The organism is Pseudomonas sp. W5-01, assembly GCF_046540435.1.
Lineage (GTDB): Bacteria > Pseudomonadota > Gammaproteobacteria > Pseudomonadales > Pseudomonadaceae > Aquipseudomonas > Aquipseudomonas graminis_B.
The window spans coordinates 109,721-129,063 of record NZ_JAXCIP010000003.1; the positions used below are offsets into that span (position 1 = coordinate 109,721).

Below are 19,343 nucleotides of genomic sequence, written 5' to 3' on the forward strand. Positions count from 1 at the left end.
AAGTATAGAGACGAGCCTACGGTTGGTCAATCATGTTTCATGGTCAATTTTCACTTATTCCGCTAAACTTCCCGGCCCTGCTAGACGAACCCCATCATGCGTGTCGCTGACTTTACCTTCGAGCTCCCGGATTCATTGATCGCTCGCCATCCTCTGGCGGAGCGACGCAGCAGCCGTTTGCTGACCCTCGACGGGCCAAGCGGCGCGCTGGCACACCGCCAATTCACTGATTTGCTGGAGCATTTGCGCCCTGGCGATCTGGTGGTCTTCAACAATACCCGGGTGATTCCGGCGCGGCTGTTCGGGCAAAAAGCCTCGGGCGGCAAGCTGGAAATCCTCGTTGAGCGCGTTCTCGATCAGCACCGTGTGCTGGCCCATGTGCGCTCCAGCAAGTCGCCCAAGCCGGGTTCGACGATTCTCATTGATGGCGGTGGCGAGGCCGAAATGGTCGCGCGCCATGATGCGTTGTTCGAGCTGCGCTTCGCCGAGCCGGTGCTGCCTCTGCTCGAGCGCGTCGGGCACATGCCGTTGCCTCCTTATATAGACCGCCCGGACGACGATGCCGACCGCGAGCGCTATCAGACCGTGTACGCCCAGCGCGCCGGTGCTGTGGCGGCGCCGACGGCAGGTCTGCATTTCGATCAGACCATGATGGCGGCGATTGCCGAGAAGGGCGTCGAGACCGCATTCGTGACGCTGCACGTCGGCGCCGGGACATTCCAGCCGGTGCGCGTTGAGCGCATTGAAGATCACCACATGCATAACGAGTGGCTTGAAGTCACTCAGGACGTGGTCGACGCCGTGGCCGCTTGCCGCGCACGCGGTGGTCGGGTGATCGCCGTGGGCACGACCAGCGTGCGTTCGCTGGAAAGTGCCGCGCGCGATGGCGTGCTCAAGCCCTTTAGCGGCGACACCGATATCTTTATCTACCCGGGCCGACCGTTCCATGTGGTCGATGCGCTGGTTACCAACTTCCATTTGCCGGAATCGACGCTGTTGATGCTGGTCTCGGCATTCGCCGGTTATCCCGAAACCATGGCGGCCTACGCGGCTGCGGTGGAGCACGGTTACCGCTTCTTCAGTTACGGGGATGCCATGTTCATCACCCGCAATCCCGCGCCGACCGCTCCCGGGGAATCAACCCCGACGGACTCGGCCCCAGAGGATCACGCATGAGTCGCACCTGTCGTATGTCTTTTGAGCTGCTGGCCACCGATGGCAAAGCGCGTCGCGGTCGCCTGACCTTTCCTCGCGGCGTTGTCGAAACGCCTGCGTTCATGCCGGTCGGCACCTACGGCACGGTCAAGGGGATGCTGCCTCGAGACATCGAGGCCACCGGCGCTCAGATGATCCTCGGCAACACCTTCCACCTGTGGCTGCGTCCGGGTACTGAAGTCATCAAGGGCCACGGCGACCTTCACGATTTCATGCAGTGGAAAGGACCGATTCTGACCGACTCCGGCGGTTTTCAGGTGTTCAGCCTGGGCGCGATGCGTAAGATCAAGGAGGAGGGCGTGACCTTCGCCTCTCCAGTTGACGGCGCAAAAGTGTTCATGGGGCCTGAAGAATCGATGCAGGTTCAGCGCGACCTCGGTTCCGACGTCGTGATGATCTTTGACGAATGCACGCCGTATCCTGCGGACGAAGAAGTTGCGCGCACCTCCATGGAGCTGTCGCTGCGCTGGGCCAAGCGCTCCAAGATCGCCCACGGCGAAAACACCGCGGCGCTGTTCGGCATCGTTCAGGGCGGCATGCACGAGAACCTGCGCATGCGCTCGCTCGAAGGCTTGAGTGAGCTCGACTTTGACGGCCTGGCGATTGGCGGCCTGTCGGTCGGCGAGCCCAAGGACGAGATGATCAAGGTCTTGGACTACCTGCCGGGCCGCATGCCGGCTGACAAACCTCGTTACCTTATGGGTGTAGGCAAGCCCGAGGACCTGGTTGAAGGTGTCCGCCGCGGCGTCGACATGTTCGACTGCGTGATGCCTACGCGCAATGCGCGCAACGGTCATCTGTTCATCGACACCGGTGTTCTGAAAATCCGTAATGCGTTTCATCGTTACGATGAGTCGCCGCTGGATCCGACCTGCGATTGCTACACCTGCAAAAACTTCTCCCGCGCCTATCTGCACCACCTGGACAAGTGCGGCGAAATGCTGGGTAGCATGCTCAATACGATCCATAATTTGCGCCATTACCAGCTGCTTATGGCTGGTTTGCGCGAGGCTATTCAACAAGGTACATTGGCCGCCTTTGTCGACACGTTCTATGCCAAACGCGGGCTTGTGACGCCGTTACTGGACTGAGCGACATCCGGTCTTTCGCTTCCTATTATTAAAATATGCAACTGGAGTGTTAAATGAGCTTTTTCATCTCTTCCGCTTTCGCGGATGCGGCTGCCCCTGCCGCTGCAGGCCCTATGGGCGGCGGTTTCGAGTGGATTTTCCTGGTCGGCTTTCTGGTCATCTTCTATCTGATGATCTGGCGTCCACAGGCCAAGCGCGCCAAAGAGCAAAAGAACTTGCTGGGCAACTTGCAGAAGGGTGATGAAGTCGTCACTACCGGCGGTATCGCAGGCAAGATCAACAAAGTGACTGATGACTTCGTTGTTATCGAAGTGTCCGACACCGTAGAGCTGAAGATCCAGAAGGGCGCAATCGCTGCCACCCTGCCCAAGGGCACTCTGAAAGCCATCTGATTCCAGTCTTTTACCAATCGACGGGGCGCGCAAGGCGCCCCGCGTTATAAGCAGGCGGCGTGATGTTGAACAAATACCCTCTGTGGAAATACATCCTGATCCTGGCAGTGCTGGTGATCGGTTTTATTTATTCCGCACCCAATCTCTACCCTGATGACCCGGCTATCCAAGTCACGGGCGCAAGCACTGCGCTGCAGGTCAATCAGGCTGATCTGGATCGCGTAAGCAAGGCGCTTACCGATGCTGGCATCGCGGTCAAGGGCGCTTCTCTGGCCGAGAATGGCAAGGGCGGTTTGTTGCGTCTGACCAAACAGGAAGACCAGCTGCCAGCCAAAGATGTCGCACGCAAGGCGCTGGGCGACGATTACGTTGTCGCGCTCAACCTGGCTCAGACCACGCCAAAATGGCTGCGCAGCATTGGCGCTACGCCGATGAAGCTGGGTCTCGACCTGTCCGGTGGCGTGCACTTCCTGCTTGAAGTCGACATGGACAAAGCGCTTAGTGCGCGTCTGAATGTCTACGAAGGCGAAGTGAAGAGCCTGCTGCGCAAGGAAAAAGTGCGTTATCGCAGCCTGCCGCAGGACAACGGCGCCATCCAGCTGGGCTTCAGCGATGCTGATACCCGCGAACAGGCCCGTGCGCTGATCCGCAAGGACTACACCGATTTCGATATCACCACGAGCGATCGCGGCGAGATGCCGATCCTGCGTCTGGCCATGACGCCAGCCAAGATCGCTGAAATCCGCGAATACTCGATCAAGCAAAACCTGACCACCGTGCGTAACCGGGTCAACGAGCTGGGCGTCGCCGAGCCGCTGGTTCAGCGTCAGGGCGCCAACCGCATCGTGGTCGAGCTGCCAGGTGTTCAGGACACCGCCGAAGCCAAGCGTATCCTCGGCAAGACGGCCAACCTTGAGTTCCGTCTGGGCGCAGGCCCCGACGACAGCAAAGCCACCACCGAGATGTTCGAATTCCGCGAAGGCGGTCGTCCTGCGGCGCCGGTCGAGCGTGGTCTGATCATCACCGGTGACCAGGTAACCGACGCCAAGGCTGGCTTTGACGAGCACGGCCGTCCTCAGGTGAACATCAAGCTGGACGGCCATGGTGGCGATCTGATGAGTCGCGCAACCCGCGCGAACGTTGGTCGCAGCATGGCGGTGATCTTCATCGAGCAGAAGCCGACCACCACCTACACCAAGCAAATGGTCAACGGCGTCGAAAAAGACGTGCCGGTCCAGACGTTCAAGGAAGAGAAGAAGATCATCAGTCTGGCGACCATTCAGTCGCCGCTGGGTGCTCAATTCCGCATCACCGGCCTGAACGGCGCAGGTGAGTCGTCCGAGCTGGCGCTGCTGCTGCGTGCCGGTGGTCTGGCTGCACCCATGTACTTCGCAGAAGAGCGCACCATCGGCCCGAGCCTGGGTGCCGACAACATCACCAAGGGTATCGATGCATCCCTCTGGGGCATGCTGTTCGTCTCGCTGTTCATCCTCGCCATCTACCGTTTCTTCGGTCTGATCGCGACCGTGGCACTGGCCTTCAACATGGTCATGCTGCTGGCGCTGATGTCGCTGCTAGGTGCAACGCTGACCCTGCCAGGCATCGCCGGTATCGTCTTGACGATGGGTATGGCGGTCGATGCCAACGTGCTGATCTTCTCGCGGATTCGTGAAGAGATCGCCAATGGCATGACGGTTCAGCGTGCAATCAACGAGGGCTTCGACCGCGCGTATACCGCGATCCTCGACGCCAACCTGACGACGCTGCTGGTCGGCGGCATTCTCTTCGCGATGGGCACCGGCCCGGTGAAGGGTTTTGCGGTCACCATGTCCCTCGGGATCTTTACCTCGATGTTCACAGCCATCATGGTGACCCGCGCAATGGTCAACCTGATCTTTGGCGGTCGTGACTTCAAGAAGTTGTGGATTTAAGGGGCTGCCATGAAACGTACGATCAACTTCATGGGCGTTCGCAACATTGCGTTCGCCATTACCATGCTCCTTACCGTTCTGGCGTTGTTCAGCTGGTTCTATAAAGGGCTGAACTTCGGTCTGGATTTCACCGGCGGTACGCTGATCGAGCTGACCTACGAGCGCCCTGCCGATCTGCACAAAGTGCGCGAAGAGCTGGTTACGTCGGGTTATACCGAAGCGGTCGTGCAAAGCTTCGGTGCGACCACCGATCTGCTCGTTCGTATGCCGGGTGAAGATCCGCAGCTGGGCACTCAGGTTGCTGAAGCGCTGCGCAAGACAGGCGCCGATAACCCGGTGACCGTCAAACGCGTCGAGTTCGTCGGTCCGCAGGTGGGTGAAGAGCTACGCGACCAGGGTGGCCTCGGCATGCTGCTGGCACTGGGCGGCGTTCTCGTCTACCTGGCTTTCCGTTTCCAGTGGAAGTTCGCGGTGGGGGCGATCATCTCGCTGATACACGACGTGGTGGTGACGATGGGCATTCTGTCGTTCTTCCAGGTGACCTTCGACCTGACCGTTCTGGCCGCTGTATTGGCGATCATTGGTTACTCGCTCAACGACACCATTGTGGTATTCGACCGGGTTCGCGAGAACTTCCGTCTGCTGCGCAAGGCTTCGCTGATCGAGAATATCAACATCTCCACCACGCAGACCTTGCTGCGGACCATGGCCACCTCGATCTCCACATTGCTGGCGATCGTCGCGCTGTGGATCTTTGGCGGCGATAGCCTGCACGGGTTCTCGGTGGCACTGTTCATCGGTGTTCTGGCAGGTACGTACTCGTCGATCTACATCGCCAACGTGGTGCTGATCTGGCTGAACCTGCGCAGCGAAGACTTGCTGCCACCGGTCACGGTCGACAAGGTGGATGACCGTCCGTAACCAGTAATGGTAACCGGCCATCACCTGAAAAGGCGCGAGTGTGAACTCGCGCCTTTTTTTGTGCTCCAAGGCTGGGAGTAGCGCGAGGAATCGCGCTGAATATCGTCAGGAGGTTCAAGTGAACAAGTCGTTGCTTATTGGTGCAGTATTGGGTGCCGTCGGTGTTACCGCCGGTGGTGCTTTGGCCACCTATAGCCTCGTAAAACAAAGCGGCCCAGAGTACGCAGACGTACTTGCCGTCGAGCCTGTTAAAGAACAAATCAAAACCCCGCGTCAAGTCTGCAAAGACGTTGCAGTCACTCACCGAGCGCCGGTGAAGGACGAGCATCAGATCGTGGGGAGTGTCATCGGTGCCGTAGCGGGTGGCCTGCTCGGCAACCAGGTGGGTGGCGGTAATGGCAAGAAGATTGCCACGGTCGCCGGTGCGGTCGGCGGGGGTTACGCCGGTAACAAGGTTCAGGAAGGCATGCAGAACCGTGACACTTACACCACCACCGAGTCGCGCTGCAATACCGTCAATGACATCAGCGATAAAGTCGTCGGCTACAACGTGAAGTACAAGCTCAACGACAAAGTCGGGCAGGTGCGTATGGATCGCGATCCGGGCAGTCAGATCCCTGTCAACAAGGAAGGTCAGCTGGAGTTGAGCCAAGCGGGCCAGTGATAGCACTAACCGTTCCTCAAAAAAGCACCTTCGGGTGCTTTTTTGTTGCAGGTGTCATGGAACTCAAGGGTACAAAAAAACCGGCACATGGCCGGTTCTCTTGTACAGCGTGCTGGGCTTAACGCTTCAGCGAAGTCGGCACAAATGGAGCGATCGACGTCAGCACTGCTTTGAAGCATTTGGTGTTGCCAGCAACGATGTGACCTTTTTCAAGGAAGTCGTGACCGCCGTTGAAATCGCTGACCAGTCCGCCTGCTTCCTGAATGAGCAGGGCGCCTGCGGCCATGTCCCATTCCGACAGGCCCGATTCCCAGAACGCGTCGAAACGGCCCGCAGCCACGTAAGCCAGGTCCAGGCTTGCGGCGCCGGCGCGACGGATACCGGCCGTCTGGCCCACCAGCGAACGGAACATGTTCATGTAGTTATCGAGGTTATCGAGCTGATTCTCGCGGAATGGGAAACCTGTGCCGAGCAGCGCGCCCTCAAGGCTCTTGCGCGGGCTAACGCGCAGACGGCGGCCGTTCAGGGCAGCGCCACGACCACGGCTGGCGGTGAATTCTTCCTGACGGACCGGGTCCAGAACAACGGCGTGTTCCAGGCGACCGCGGTATTTGCACGCGATGCTGACGGCGAAGTGGGGAACGCCGCGCACGAAGTTGGTGGTGCCGTCGAGTGGATCGATGATCCAGAGGTAGTCGGTACCTTCGCCGCTGCCTTCATGCAGGCCGCTTTCTTCGCCAAGGATGCCGTGGGTTGGATACGCCTTGCGCAGTGCGGTAATGATGCTCTGCTCGGCAGCGCGATCGATTTCGGTCACGTAATCTTTCGCGTCTTTTTCGTCGACCTTGATGGTATCCAGGCGCTCGATGGAGCGGAAAATCAATTCGCTGGCGCTGCGGGCGGCGCGCAGCGCGATATTCAGCATGGGCTGCATGGATGGATCACCTAGGTCGTTAAAGAGAGCCGGCCATTCTATTGGTTCTCTTGGATGATTTCCAGCGCGAGTGCAGACTTTGCCGCGCGGCCGGTCGGCTTGGCGCGACGAGGTCGGGGGTGCCCTGTCTCCTTTTAGTGGCGTATCCGGCGCGTGAGGCGCAAGGTTCGTGGCGTTGCAGCAAGTGCTTCTGTAACATTCGTCCCCCTTTTCACCTGCTAGCGAGACTTCACCAGTGCTGCAAAAAATTCGTGTCGTCCTGGTCGGTACCAGCCATCCCGGAAATATCGGTGGCGCCGCACGTGCCATGAAAAACATGGGTCTTTCACGTCTGGTGCTGGTTGATCCCGCCATGTTTCCCCATCATGAGGCCGATGCACGGGCGTCTGGCGCGGGCGATATTCTGGAAGGCGCGCAGGTCGTGGCGACGCTGGAAGATGCGCTGGTAGGCTGCAACCTGGTGTTGGGCACCAGCGCCCGGGACCGCCGCATTCCCTGGCCGCTGCTCGACCCTCGTGAAGCGGGCGTCAAAACCGTTGAGCACGCCGCGCTGGGCGAGGAGATCGCACTGGTGTTCGGTCGTGAATACGCCGGCCTCACCAATGAAGAGTTGCAGCGCTGCCATTACCACGTACACATCCCATCGGACCCGGAATTCAGCTCGTTGAATCTGGCCGCCGCTGTGCAGGTGTTGAGTTACGAAACCCGCATGGCCTGGCTCGCGGCCGACGGTCAAGCGAGCAAGGTGGAGAAGTTCGAAGTCAATTCGGTGCGCAGTACCGAGCTGGCGACCATGGATGAGATGGAAAAATTCTATGAGCATCTCCAGTCCACGCTGGTCGCCATTGGCTTTCTTGATCCCGAGAAGCCTCGTCACCTGATGGCGCGGTTACGTCGTCTGTACGGCCGCTCTGCGGTCAATCGATCCGAGATGAGCATCTTGCGCGGCATTCTCACCGAGACCCAGAAAGCGGCCACCGGTGAACCCTATAAGCGGAAGGATCAGTAATGTTCGAGCGTTTGCGGGAAGACATTCAAAGCGTGTTTCATCGTGACCCGGCGGCTCGAAATGCCTTTGAAGTGCTGACCTGCTACCCCGGCATGCACGCGATCTGGCTGCATCGGCTGTCTGGCTGGTTGTGGCGCAACGAACTGAAATGGCCGGCGCGCATGGTCTCCAACTTCGGTCGCTGGCTCACCGGGATAGAGATTCACCCGGGTGCGAAAGTCGGTCGGCGCTTTTTCATCGATCACGGCATGGGCATTGTGATCGGCGAGACCGCCGAGATTGGCGATGACGTGACGCTCTATCAGGGCGTGACCCTGGGCGGCACCAGCTGGAACAAGGGCAAGCGCCATCCTACTTTGGAGTCCGGCGTGGTTGTCGGCGCGGGCGCCAAGGTGCTCGGACCGTTCACCGTGGGCGCCGGGGCAAAGGTCGGCTCCAACGCGGTGGTGACCAAGCCTGTGCCGGCGGGTGCAACGGTGGTGGGCATTCCGGGGCGGATCATCGTCAAGTCTGACGACGAGGCCGAAGCGAAGCGCAAGGCGATCGCCGAAAAGCTCGGCTTCGATGCGTATGGCGTTGGTGAGGACATGCCTGATCCGGTGGCACGCGCGATCGGCCAGTTGCTCGATCACCTGCAAGCGATGGACGTGCGCGTGGAGGACATGGGCAAGGCATTGAAAAGCCTGGGCGGCGAGTATCGCGAAAAAGAGCTGCCCGAGCTGCGTCAGGAAGTCTTCGACTGCATGAAAGAGCGTTGCGAAGTTAATGCGCCCCGGGAATAAGTCAGCGCGCGCCCTCAGGTCGAGCATGTGCCAATCCCGGCGTGTTTTGCTATGATGCCGCCGCGCTTTTGCGGGTAATCCCGACTGTTCCGCTAGGTCTTATAGTTGACTTAAATACTCGGGAATAGCATACTCGCCCTCATTCCGAACCTCCGCGGTACACGTCATGCGACTGACTACAAAAGGCCGATACGCTGTCACTGCCATGCTCGACCTGGCATTGCATGCGCAGCATGGGCCAGTGTCCCTGGCCGATATCTCCGAGCGGCAAGGGATTTCCCTTTCCTACCTCGAGCAACTGTTCGCCAAGCTGCGCCGCGGCAATCTGGTCTCCAGCGTGCGTGGGCCCGGCGGCGGTTATCAGCTGGCCCGTCAAATGCAGGGCATTCAGGTGGCGCAGGTGATCGACGCGGTCAACGAATCGGTTGACGCGACGCGCTGCCAGGGGCTCGGTGATTGCCATGCCGGTGACACCTGTCTGACCCACCACTTGTGGTGTGACCTCAGTCAGCAAATTCACGAGTTTCTAAGCGGTATCAGCCTGGCCGACCTCGTCACTCGCCGTGAAGTGCAAGAAGTCGCCCAACGTCAGGATCTGCGCCGTTGCGGTAGCAAGACGCAGCCACTGGACAAGATTGAAACATCCGCCGTTGAGTGAACGCAGATGAACGCGCGGCGCGCCTGCCCGATAGGAGATATTCAATGAAATTGCCAATTTACCTCGATTATTCCGCGACGACCCCGGTCGACCCGCGTGTTGCGCAGAAAATGAGCGACTGCCTTCTGGTTGATGGCAACTTCGGTAACCCGGCGTCGCGCTCCCACGTGTTTGGCTGGAAGGCCGAAGAAGCGGTCGAGAACGCCCGCCGTCAGGTTGCCGATCTGGTCAATGCCGACCCACGCGAAATCGTCTGGACTTCCGGTGCTACCGAGTCCAACAACCTCGCGATTAAAGGCGCTGCGCATTTCTATGCCTCCAAAGGCAAGCACCTGATTACCAGCAAAATCGAACACAAAGCCGTGCTCGACACCATGCGCCAGCTTGAGCGTGAAGGCTTTGAAGTCACCTATCTCGAACCGACCGAAGATGGCCTGATCACGCCGGCCATGATCGAAGCAGTGATGCGCGACGACACCGTTCTGGTCTCGATCATGCACGTCAACAACGAAATTGGTACGGTCAACGATATCGCTGCCATCGGCGAGATGACCCGTTCCCGCGGTGTGCTCTTCCACGTCGATGCAGCACAGGCTACTGGCAAAGTTGAAATCAACCTGGCCAACCTCAAAGTTGACCTGATGTCGTTCTCGGCCCACAAGACTTACGGTCCGAAGGGTATTGGTGCATTGTGGGTCAGCCGCAAGCCACGTGTTCGCATCGAAGCCGAAATGCACGGTGGCGGTCACGAGCGTGGCATGCGTTCCGGTACGCTGGCGACGCACCAGATCGTCGGTATGGGTGAAGCCTTCCGTGTGGCCAAAGAAGACATGGCTGCCGAGAACGTTCGCATCAAAGCCTTGAGCGATCGCTTCTATCAGCAGGTTGCGCACTTGGAAGAGTTGTACATCAACGGCAGCATGACTGCCCGTGTGCCGCACAACCTCAACCTGAGCTTCAACTATGTAGAGGGCGAGTCGCTGATCATGGCGCTCAAGGACCTGGCGGTTTCGTCCGGCTCCGCGTGCACCTCGGCTTCCCTGGAGCCTTCCTACGTGCTGCGCGCCCTGGGCCGTAACGACGAGCTGGCACACAGCTCGATCCGTTTCACCTTCGGTCGCTTCACCACTGAGGAAGAGATCGACTACGCCGCGCAGAAAGTCTGCGAGGCAGTGACCAAGCTGCGCGCCTTGTCGCCGCTGTGGGACATGTTCAAAGACGGCGTCGACATCTCCAAGATCGAGTGGGCGGCGCATTAATTCAAAGTCGCCACACCTGCGGCACTTTGAAAACAGCTTCCGAGTGCCGCGAGAGCGACATGTTGTAACTGATGAGGAATTGCACCATGGCTTACAGCGAAAAGGTCATTGACCACTACGAGAATCCCCGCAACGTCGGCAAGATGAACGCGGAAGACCCTGATGTCGGCACCGGCATGGTCGGCGCGCCGGCTTGCGGCGATGTTATGCGTCTGCAGATCAAGGTGAACGAGCAGGGCATCATTGAAGACGCCAAGTTCAAAACCTACGGCTGCGGCTCTGCCATCGCGTCGAGCTCCCTGGCCACCGAGTGGATGAAGGGCAAGACTCTGGATGAAGCAGAGACCATCAAAAACACTCAGCTGGCTGAAGAACTGGCCCTGCCGCCAGTGAAAATCCACTGCTCCGTGCTCGCTGAAGACGCCATCAAGGCGGCCGTTCGCGACTACAAGCAGAAGAAAGGCCTGCTCTGAGCAGAGTCTGTTCCGCTGCGTTAAGTAACTTGCGTGAGGTAAGGAGTTCCGATGGCTATCAGCATGACCGAAGCGGCCGCCAACCATGTACGCCGCTCCCTCGATGGGCGCGGCAAGGGTGACGGCATTCGTCTGGGCGTTCGCACGACCGGTTGTTCCGGGCTTGCCTACGTGCTCGAGTTCGTCGATGAGCCGGAAAGCGAAGACACGGTGTTCGAGTATCACGGCGTCAAGGTGATCATCGATCCCAAGAGCCTGGTCTACCTTGACGGCACCGAGCTCGATTTCGTCAAGGAAGGGTTGAACGAAGGCTTCAAGTTCAACAATCCCAACTCGCGCGGTGAATGTGGCTGCGGCGAAAGCTTCAACGTCTGAGGCATATTGTGGGTACTCCTTGTCACTTTGCTTTATTCGACCTGCAGCCGGGCTTCAATCTGGACCTCGACCTGTTGGCGACGCGTTACCGTGAGCTTGCCCGGAGCGTGCACCCCGACCGTTTTGCCGATGCCCCTGAGGCTGAGCAACGGGTTGCGCTGGAGCGCTCCGCCAGTCTGAACGACGCCTACCAAACGCTCAAGAATGCGCCAAAACGGGCGCGTTACCTGTTGGCGCTGAAGGGCGAAGTTCCGCTGGAAGTCACTGTGCAGGATCCCGAGTTTCTGATGCAGCAGATGCAATGGCGCGAAGAACTCGAAGATTTGCAGGACGACGCGGATCTGGCGGGTGTTGCGGTATTTAAACGCCGGCTGAAGGTTGCCCAGGAAGAACTGAACGAAAGCTTCGCGGCCTGTTGGGACGATGCTGCACAGCGTGATCAGGCTGAACGGCTGATGCGCCGCATGCAGTTCCTCGACAAGCTCTCCTACGAAGTGCGCCAGCTCGAAGAGCGCCTCGACGATTAACCCCGCGCCGTCCTTCTGGGGCGGCTCGCCAGTGATATCAGAAAAGCAATGGCTCTACTGCAGATCGCCGAACCCGGCCAAGCTCCAAAACCTCATCAGCGTCGCCTGGCTGTCGGGATTGACCTCGGCACCACCAACTCGCTGGTGGCTGCCCTGCGCAGCGGCATCAGTGAGCCGCTCCCCGACGCCAACGGTCAGGTCATCCTGCCGTCCGCCGTTCGCTATCACGCCGATCGTGTCGAAGTAGGCCAGTCGGCCAAGGGTGCGGCTGCGACAGATCCTCTGAATACCATTATTTCCGTCAAGCGCCTCATGGGGCGCGGGATCTCCGACGTGAAGCATTTGGGTGGGCAGTTGCCTTACCGCTTCACCGGTGGGGAATCCCACATGCCGTTCATTGAAACCGTGCAGGGCCCTAAGAGCCCGGTCGAAGTGTCGGCCGACATTCTTAAGGTGCTGCGTCAGCGCGCCGAAGAAACACTGGGTGGCGAACTGGTCGGCGCGGTCATCACCGTTCCCGCCTATTTCGATGACGCTCAGCGTCAGGCCACCAAAGACGCCGCGAAGCTGGCGGGCCTCACCGTCCTGCGCCTGCTCAACGAGCCCACTGCGGCTGCCGTGGCGTACGGGCTGGACCAGAACGCAGAGGGCGTGGTCGCCATTTACGATCTGGGCGGCGGCACCTTCGACATCTCGATCCTGCGCCTCACCGGCGGCGTGTTTGAAGTCATGGCCACCGGTGGCGACAGCGCGCTGGGAGGTGATGATTTCGATCACGCCATCGCAACCTGGATCATTGCTGAAGCCGGTCTGTCCGACGACCTCGATCCTGCTGCCCAGCGCCGCTTGATGCAGGCGGCATGTGCGGCGAAGGAATCCCTGACTGACGCCGATTCGGTGGAAGTCGTCCATGGCGAATGGCAGGGCGTTCTGACCCGCGCCGCATTCGATGCCCTCATTGAGCCGATGATCGCCCGCAGTCTCAAAGCTTGCCGTCGTGCCGTTCGTGATTGCGGCATTGAGCTGGATGAAGTCGAAGCCGTGGTCATGGTGGGTGGTTCCACCCGCGTCCCGCGAGTGCGCGAAGCGGTGGCCGAACTGTTTGGCCGCCAGCCGCTGACCGAGATCGACCCCGATCAGGTAGTCGCCATCGGCGCTGCGATTCAGGCCGATACCCTGGCAGGCAACAAGCGCGATGGCGGCGAGCTGTTGCTGCTCGACGTGATCCCGTTGTCCCTGGGGCTGGAGACCATGGGCGGACTGATGGAGAAGGTCATTCCGCGCAACACCACGATCCCGGTGGCCCGCGCCCAGGAATTCACCACTTACAAAGACGGCCAGTCGGCCATGATGATCCACGTGCTGCAAGGCGAGCGTGAGCTGATCAGCGACTGCCGTTCTCTGGCGCGTTTCGACCTGCGCGGCATTCCCGCGATGGTCGCCGGCGCTGCGAAAATCCGAGTGACCTTCCAGGTCGACGCCGACGGCCTGCTCAGCGTGTCCGCCCGCGAGCTGGCGTCGGGCGTTGAGTCGAGCATTCAGGTCAAGCCTTCTTATGGCCTGACTGACGGTGAAATCACCCGCATGCTGAAGGATTCGTTCCAGTACGCCAGTGACGACATGGTGGCTCGCGCGCTGCGAGAGCAGCAGGTCGACGCGCAGCGTTTGCTCGAAGCGGTCGAAGGTGCGTTGCAGGCCGATGGCGAACGCTTGCTCGATGCCGAAGAGCGCATGGTGATCGACATGCAGATGGAAGAACTTCGTGAATTGATGAAGGGCGATGACGGTCCGGCCATCGAGCAGCAGACCAAGCGTCTGTCGCAGGTGACCGATGCGTTCGCCGCCCGCCGCCTGGACTCGACGGTGAAAGCCGCGCTGTCAGGGCGCAACCTGAATGAGATTGAGGAATAACTGATGCCGCAGGTTACATTTCTGCCACACGCCGAGCATTGCCCGGACGGGATGGTTGTCGAGGCCGAAGTCGGCAAGTCGATTCTGGAACTCGCCCACGACCACCACATCGAGATCGAAAGCGCATGCGGCGGCGTCTGCGCCTGCACCACCTGCCACTGCATCATTCGTGCGGGCTTCAACTCCCTCGAAGAAGCGGACGAGCTGGAAGAGGACTATCTTGACCGTGCGTGGGGGCTGGAAGCGCAGTCCCGTCTGGCCTGTCAGGCCAAGGTCGGCACCGAAGACCTCACCGTCGAGATCCCGAAATATTCGCTTAACCACGCTGCCGAAGCGCCGCACTGATCGAGAAGCTGTCATGAGTTACGGTTGGAATGACGTACAACGCATCGCTGAAGAACTCGCCGAGACTCACCCCGGCGTTGACCCTTATTCGGTAGGGTTCACCAAGCTGCAACTGATGATCAAGCAGCTCCCGGATTTCGACGACACCTCTGGCCGCGTCGGCGAGAAAGTGCTGGAGGCGGTCCAGACGCTCTGGGCCGGCGAAATCGACTGATCAGATTTGCACGTTAGGCAATAACATCAAACCCGCGTATAATTCGCGGGTTTAATTTTTCGCAATAATCACTGCTTCTGGAGTTACACCATGGCTGTTCAACGTACTTTCTCGATCATCAAGCCTGATGCTGTTGCCAAAAACGTCATCGGCGAAATCACCACCCGTTTCGAAAAAGCCGGTCTGCGCGTTGTCGCTTCGAAACTGAAGCAACTGTCCAAGGCCGAAGCAGAAGGTTTCTACGCTGAGCACAGCGCCCGTGGTTTCTTCGGTGATCTGGTTGCATTCATGATCTCCGGCCCGGTTGTCGTGCAGGTTCTGGAAGGCGAAAACGCTATCGCTCTGAACCGCGAGCTGATGGGCGCTACCAACCCTAAAGAAGCTGCTGCCGGCACCATCCGCGCTGACTTCGCTGATTCCATCGACGCCAACGCTGTTCACGGCTCCGACTCCGAAGCCGCTGCTGCTCGTGAAATCTCGTACTTCTTCGCTGCTACCGAGGTAACCACTCGCTAAGCTATTGCTGCGAGTGAGGGTGAATCCATGACTGAATCAACTGGCAAAATCAACCTGTTGGGTCTGACCCGGCTGGAAATGGAAAAATTCTTCGAGTCTATCGGGGAGAAACGCTTCCGTGCCGGTCAGGTCATGAAGTGGATTCACCACTTTGGCGTCGATAACTTCGACGCCATGACGAATGTCGGCAAGGCCCTGCGCGAAAAGCTGCAGAGCCGTGCCGAAATTCGCGGTCCAGAAGTCGTCAGCGAGGACATCTCCACCGACGGCACCCGTAAATGGGTCGTCCGTGTCGAGTCCGGCAGCTGCGTCGAGACCGTCTATATTCCGCAAGGCAAACGCGGCACGCTGTGTGTCTCGTCCCAGGCGGGCTGTGCGCTGGACTGCAGCTTCTGCTCCACCGGCAAACAAGGCTTCAACAGCAACCTCACCGCCGCCGAAGTCATTGGCCAGGTGTGGATTGCCAACAAATCTTTTGGCAGTGTCCCGGCTACCATCGACCGTGCCATCACCAACGTGGTGATGATGGGGATGGGCGAGCCATTGCTGAACTTCGACAATGTCATTGCCGCCATGCATCTGATGATGGATGACCTGGGGTATGGCATTTCCAAGCGCCGCGTGACGCTGTCCACCTCCGGCGTGGTGCCAATGATCGATGAGCTGTCCAAGCACATCGACGTTTCGCTGGCCCTTTCGTTGCACGCGCCCAATGACGCGCTGCGAAACCAGCTGGTGCCGATCAATAAAAAATACCCTCTGAAGATGCTCCTCGAGTCCTGCCGCAACTACATGGCTGCGCTGGGCGAAAAGCGCGTGCTGACCATCGAGTACACGCTGCTCAAGGACATCAACGACAGGCCTGAGCACGCGATCGAGATGATCGAGCTGCTCAAGGACACGCCGTGCAAGGTCAACCTGATCCCGTTCAACCCGTTTCCGCATTCCGGCTACGAACGCCCCAGCAACAACGCAATCCGTCGTTTCCAGGATCTGCTGCATCAAGCCGGCTTCAACGTCACCGTGCGTACCACGCGCGGTGAGGACATCGATGCTGCCTGCGGCCAGTTGGTCGGGCAGGTCATGGACCGCACCCGTCGCAGCGAGCGCTATATCGCTGTGCGAGAGCTCAGTGCCGATGCCGACGTGGTGCAGGTCGCTTCCGCTCGCAATTGAATGCGAATTTGACTGAGAGGATCTCTATGTCCCTGCGCGTTGCGCTGCTGCTCTGTTTTGCCACGCTGCTGGTCGGTTGTGTGTCTACCGGCAACGTCGATCCGCTGAGTACCAGCAAGGGGCGTGAGGAAGCTCGTCAGGCTTACGTGCAATTGGGTTTGGGCTATCTTCAGCAGGGCCAGATGGAGCGTGCGAAGGCGCCTCTGAAAAAAGCGCTTGAGCTGAACGGCTCCGATGCGGACGCCAATGCTGCGCTGGCGCTGGTGTTCCAGGCCGAGATGGAACCGGAACTGGCGAACCAGTATTACGAAAAAGCGTTGTCGGCACGTTCCAAAGACGCGCGAATTCTCAACAATTACGGCAGCTTTCTTTACCAGCAGAAGCGTTACAAGGAAGCCTACGAGCGCTTCGAGCAGGCCGCCGAGGATAATCTCTACGCCGAGCGCGCCCGAGTGTTCGAAAACCTCGGCATGACGGCTGTGATGCTTGGGAATCGCGACACCGCCCGTGAGCATTTCGACAAAGCCCTGCGCCTCGATCGTCAGCAGCCACGCGCGTTGCTGGAAATGGCTGAGTTGTCGTACGAAGACAGGCATTATGTGCCGGCGCGCGATTACTACGAGCGTTTCAGCCAGTTGAGCGAGCAGAATGCGCGGAGCCTGTTGCTCGGCACGCGGCTGGCGAAGGTGTTTGATGATCGCAACAAGGCAGCCAGCTATGGGCTGCTTCTAAAAAGACTCTATCCCGGTACGCCGGAATATCAGCAATACCTGTCGGAGCAATGATGAAAGCGGCGCATCCCGAAGTTGTAGCAGCCACTCGCACGAACCCAGGCGAAACATTGCGACAGGCCCGCGAGAGCAAGAACTGGTCGCTGCCAGATGTGGCGTTGAGGCTCAACCTCACCGTGACTTCCCTGACTCATCTGGAAGCTGGCGATTTCGACAAGCTCCCCGGCCATACCTTTGCCCGCGGCTATGTCCGCGCGTACGCCAAGCTGCTTGACCTTGATCAAGCTGCATTGGTCAATGCGTTCGATCAGTACACGGGCACCGACGGCAAGGGCAGCAGCGTTCATGCGCTGGGCCGAATCGAAGAGCCAGTACGGCTGTCTCACAATATCCTGCGCATCGTCAGCCTCTTGCTGCTCATTGCCTTGATCGGGGGCGGCTTCGTGTGGTGGCAGGATCAAGCCACCCTGCGTGGCAAGGAGCCGACCAATCTGGGCATGGAGCACGTCGAAGTCGAAAGCGCCGACGGCACCACCCAGATCCATCCGCTCGACGAGCTGGAAGATCAAGCTGTCGCTCAAGGCCAGACCGCGCTGCCGTTGAACAACGCCGAGCCTGCGTCCGCGCCTGATGCACCTGCTTCCTCCAGCACCGCACCCGCCAGCACCGGCACCGCCGTTGCAGGCGCTGTAGTTCCTCACAGCACATCAACCACCGCCCCGGTAACACCTGCGCATGCAGCGTCGACGCCGACCGCGCCTGTCACCACCGTGGCGCCAACGCCTGCGACCACCGCGCCAGTCAACACCGCGCCGAGCGCAACGGCCGACCCCGCGCCCGTACCGGCAGGTGCCGGTCGCGTGCAGGTTCAGTTCGTAAATGATTGCTGGACCCAGGTCACCGATGGCAACGGCAAAGTGCTGATGAGCGGACTCAAGAAAAAAGGCGACAGCCTCGACGTCAATGGCAAGCCGCCGCTGACCCTGCGCCTGGGCTTTGCTCGCGGCGCGCAAGTGAGCTACAACGGTCAGCCGGTTGATGTGGCACCTTTCACCAGTGGCGAAACTGCTCGCCTGAAGCTAGGGCAATAAGTCATGCACGGCGAATCTCCGATCAAACGTCGCGAATCTCGTAAAATCTGGGTCGGCTCGGTGCCGGTCGGTGGCGATGCCCCGATCGCAGTGCAGAGCATGACCAACAGTGACACCAATGACGTCGCGGCTACCGTGGCACAGATCAACCGTCTGGAAGCCGCCGGCGTGGACATCGTTCGCGTCTCGGTGCCCGACATGGACGCTGCCGAGGCCTTCGGCCGTATCAAGCAGTTGGTCAAGGTCCCGCTGGTCGCTGACATCCATTTCGATTATCGAATCGCCCTGCGCGTTGCCGAGCTGGGCGTCGATTGCCTGCGGATCAACCCGGGCAACATCGGCCGCGAAGACCGCGTCCGCGCGGTGGTCGAGGCGGCCCGCGATCGCGGCATTCCGATCCGTATCGGCGTCAACGCCGGTTCGCTGGAAAAAGACCTGCAGAAGAAGTACGGCGAGCCAACGCCGGCGGCCCTCGTCGAGTCCGCGCTGCGTCACGTTGAGCATCTGGACCGTCTGGATTTCCAGGACTTCAAGGTCAGCGTCAAGGCCTCCGATGTGTTCATGGCGGTCGAGGCTTATCGGCTTCTTGCCAAGCAAATCATCCAGCCGCTGCACTTGGGCATTACTGAAGCGGGCGGTTTGCGCTCAGGCACAGTGAAATCAGCCGTCGGCCTAGGTATGCTGCTCGCCGAAGGGATCGGCGATACCATTCGGATTTCGCTGGCAGCCGATCCGGTTGAAGAAGTGAAGGTCGGTTACGACATCCTCAAGTCGCTGCGCCTGCGTTCCCGTGGCATCAACTTCATCGCCTGCCCGAGCTGCTCGCGGCAGAACTTCGATGTGGTCAAGACCATGAACGAGCTGGAAGGGCGCCTTGAAGATTTGCTGGTGCCGCTGGATGTTGCGGTGATCGGTTGCGTGGTGAACGGTCCCGGCGAGGCGAAAGAAGCCCATGTCGGTCTGACCGGAGGCACGCCGAACCTGATCTACATCGATGGCAAGCCGGCGCAAAAGCTGACAAATGACAATCTGGTGGAACAGCTTGAACGCTTGATCCGTCAGAGAGCGGCCGAAAAGGTCGAGGCCGACGCAGCGCTGATCGCGCGCGGCTAACCCAGTTTCCAAGGA

Annotated in this window: 22 protein-coding genes; 21 read left to right on the forward strand and 1 reads right to left on the reverse strand. The window is 59.6% G+C overall.

The features are described 5' to 3' along the window. The first annotated feature begins 96 nt into the window (after window positions 1-96). The 6 genes from queA (at window position 97) to SLW75_RS10475 (ending at window position 6,214) form a co-directional block, all read left to right on the forward strand. A complete protein-coding gene (queA, locus tag SLW75_RS10450; RefSeq protein WP_410934434.1) occupies window positions 97-1,176 on the forward strand; it encodes a tRNA preQ1(34) S-adenosylmethionine ribosyltransferase-isomerase QueA in 1,080 nt (359 codons plus the stop codon). 14 nt (window positions 1,177-1,190) lie between these two features. Then, window positions 1,191-2,306: a tRNA guanosine(34) transglycosylase Tgt gene (gene tgt / locus SLW75_RS10455; protein ID WP_167355804.1), complete on the forward strand. Its 1,116-nt coding sequence runs from the start codon at window positions 1,191-1,193 to the stop codon at window positions 2,304-2,306. 53 nt (window positions 2,307-2,359) lie between these two features. Beyond that, on the forward strand, window positions 2,360-2,698 hold the full coding sequence (yajC, locus tag SLW75_RS10460) for a preprotein translocase subunit YajC (protein ID WP_037012510.1): 339 nt from the start codon (window positions 2,360-2,362) through the stop codon (window positions 2,696-2,698). Between the two features lie 62 nt (window positions 2,699-2,760). Then, window positions 2,761-4,629: a protein translocase subunit SecD gene (gene secD / locus SLW75_RS10465; protein ID WP_065990037.1), complete on the forward strand. Its 1,869-nt coding sequence runs from the start codon at window positions 2,761-2,763 to the stop codon at window positions 4,627-4,629. A gap of 9 nt (window positions 4,630-4,638) precedes the next feature. Further along, window positions 4,639-5,550, forward strand: coding sequence for a protein translocase subunit SecF (gene secF, locus SLW75_RS10470; protein WP_296308330.1), 912 nt, complete (start codon window positions 4,639-4,641; stop codon window positions 5,548-5,550). A gap of 118 nt (window positions 5,551-5,668) precedes the next feature. Then, window positions 5,669-6,214: a glycine zipper 2TM domain-containing protein gene (locus SLW75_RS10475; protein WP_065990034.1), complete on the forward strand. Its 546-nt coding sequence runs from the start codon at window positions 5,669-5,671 to the stop codon at window positions 6,212-6,214. A 118-nt stretch (window positions 6,215-6,332) separates the two neighbouring features. Here SLW75_RS10475 and suhB read toward each other — a convergent pair whose 3' ends face one another. Further along, window positions 6,333-7,148, reverse strand: a complete 816-nt coding sequence (gene suhB / locus SLW75_RS10480; protein ID WP_065990032.1) for an inositol-phosphate phosphatase — start codon at window positions 7,146-7,148, stop codon at window positions 6,333-6,335. Window positions 7,149-7,383: 235 nt separating this feature from the next. Here suhB and trmJ point away from each other — a divergent pair, with 235 nt between their 5' ends. The 15 genes from trmJ to ispG all read left to right on the forward strand — a co-directional run bounded on the left by trmJ (window position 7,384) and on the right by ispG (window position 19,328). Continuing rightward, window positions 7,384-8,157 carry a tRNA (cytosine(32)/uridine(32)-2'-O)-methyltransferase TrmJ gene (gene trmJ, locus SLW75_RS10485; RefSeq protein ID WP_065990030.1) on the forward strand — a complete coding sequence of 258 codons (774 nt, stop codon included), beginning with the start codon at window positions 7,384-7,386 and terminating at the stop codon, window positions 8,155-8,157. Continuing rightward, window positions 8,157-8,939: a serine O-acetyltransferase gene (cysE, locus tag SLW75_RS10490; protein ID WP_192132323.1), complete on the forward strand. Its 783-nt coding sequence runs from the start codon at window positions 8,157-8,159 to the stop codon at window positions 8,937-8,939. Before trmJ ends, cysE begins: the two co-directional genes overlap by 1 nt. Window positions 8,940-9,105: 166 nt before the next feature. Then, window positions 9,106-9,597 carry a Fe-S cluster assembly transcriptional regulator IscR gene (iscR, locus tag SLW75_RS10495; protein WP_065990026.1) on the forward strand — a complete coding sequence of 164 codons (492 nt, stop codon included), beginning with the start codon at window positions 9,106-9,108 and terminating at the stop codon, window positions 9,595-9,597. Between the two features lie 44 nt (window positions 9,598-9,641). Then, window positions 9,642-10,856, forward strand: a complete 1,215-nt coding sequence (locus tag SLW75_RS10500; protein ID WP_065990024.1) for an IscS subfamily cysteine desulfurase — start codon at window positions 9,642-9,644, stop codon at window positions 10,854-10,856. Between the two features lie 86 nt (window positions 10,857-10,942). Next, window positions 10,943-11,329, forward strand: a complete 387-nt coding sequence (gene iscU, locus SLW75_RS10505) for a Fe-S cluster assembly scaffold IscU (protein WP_062383507.1) — start codon at window positions 10,943-10,945, stop codon at window positions 11,327-11,329. Between the two features lie 51 nt (window positions 11,330-11,380). After that, window positions 11,381-11,704 (forward strand): iron-sulfur cluster assembly protein IscA, encoded by a 324-nt coding sequence (gene iscA / locus SLW75_RS10510; protein ID WP_065990022.1) that lies wholly within the window; start codon window positions 11,381-11,383, stop codon window positions 11,702-11,704. Between the two features lie 8 nt (window positions 11,705-11,712). Beyond that, window positions 11,713-12,231 (forward strand): co-chaperone HscB, encoded by a 519-nt coding sequence (hscB, locus tag SLW75_RS10515; RefSeq protein ID WP_065990020.1) that lies wholly within the window; start codon window positions 11,713-11,715, stop codon window positions 12,229-12,231. A 48-nt stretch (window positions 12,232-12,279) separates the two neighbouring features. Continuing rightward, complete coding sequence (gene hscA, locus SLW75_RS10520; protein WP_410934435.1) at window positions 12,280-14,142, forward strand: Fe-S protein assembly chaperone HscA; 1,863 nt, start codon at window positions 12,280-12,282, stop codon at window positions 14,140-14,142. A gap of 3 nt (window positions 14,143-14,145) precedes the next feature. After that, entirely contained in the window at window positions 14,146-14,487 is a 342-nt protein-coding gene (gene fdx, locus SLW75_RS10525; RefSeq protein WP_065990018.1) for an ISC system 2Fe-2S type ferredoxin, read from the forward strand. A 13-nt stretch (window positions 14,488-14,500) separates the two neighbouring features. Further along, window positions 14,501-14,701: a Fe-S cluster assembly protein IscX gene (gene iscX, locus SLW75_RS10530; protein WP_192132319.1), complete on the forward strand. Its 201-nt coding sequence runs from the start codon at window positions 14,501-14,503 to the stop codon at window positions 14,699-14,701. A 90-nt stretch (window positions 14,702-14,791) separates the two neighbouring features. Continuing rightward, complete coding sequence (gene ndk / locus SLW75_RS10535; protein ID WP_007916882.1) at window positions 14,792-15,217, forward strand: nucleoside-diphosphate kinase; 426 nt, start codon at window positions 14,792-14,794, stop codon at window positions 15,215-15,217. A gap of 27 nt (window positions 15,218-15,244) precedes the next feature. Continuing rightward, window positions 15,245-16,393, forward strand: a complete 1,149-nt coding sequence (gene rlmN / locus SLW75_RS10540) for a 23S rRNA (adenine(2503)-C(2))-methyltransferase RlmN (RefSeq protein ID WP_410927848.1) — start codon at window positions 15,245-15,247, stop codon at window positions 16,391-16,393. A gap of 26 nt (window positions 16,394-16,419) precedes the next feature. Next, window positions 16,420-17,178 (forward strand): type IV pilus biogenesis/stability protein PilW, encoded by a 759-nt coding sequence (gene pilW / locus SLW75_RS10545; protein WP_074886331.1) that lies wholly within the window; start codon window positions 16,420-16,422, stop codon window positions 17,176-17,178. Beyond that, window positions 17,178-18,215, forward strand: a complete 1,038-nt coding sequence (locus SLW75_RS10550; protein WP_410934436.1) for a RodZ domain-containing protein — start codon at window positions 17,178-17,180, stop codon at window positions 18,213-18,215. The genes pilW and SLW75_RS10550 overlap by 1 nt, the downstream gene beginning before the upstream one ends. Window positions 18,216-18,218: 3 nt before the next feature. Then, entirely contained in the window at window positions 18,219-19,328 is a 1,110-nt protein-coding gene (ispG, locus tag SLW75_RS10555; protein ID WP_065990008.1) for a flavodoxin-dependent (E)-4-hydroxy-3-methylbut-2-enyl-diphosphate synthase, read from the forward strand. Window positions 19,329-19,343 lie beyond the last annotated feature (15 nt).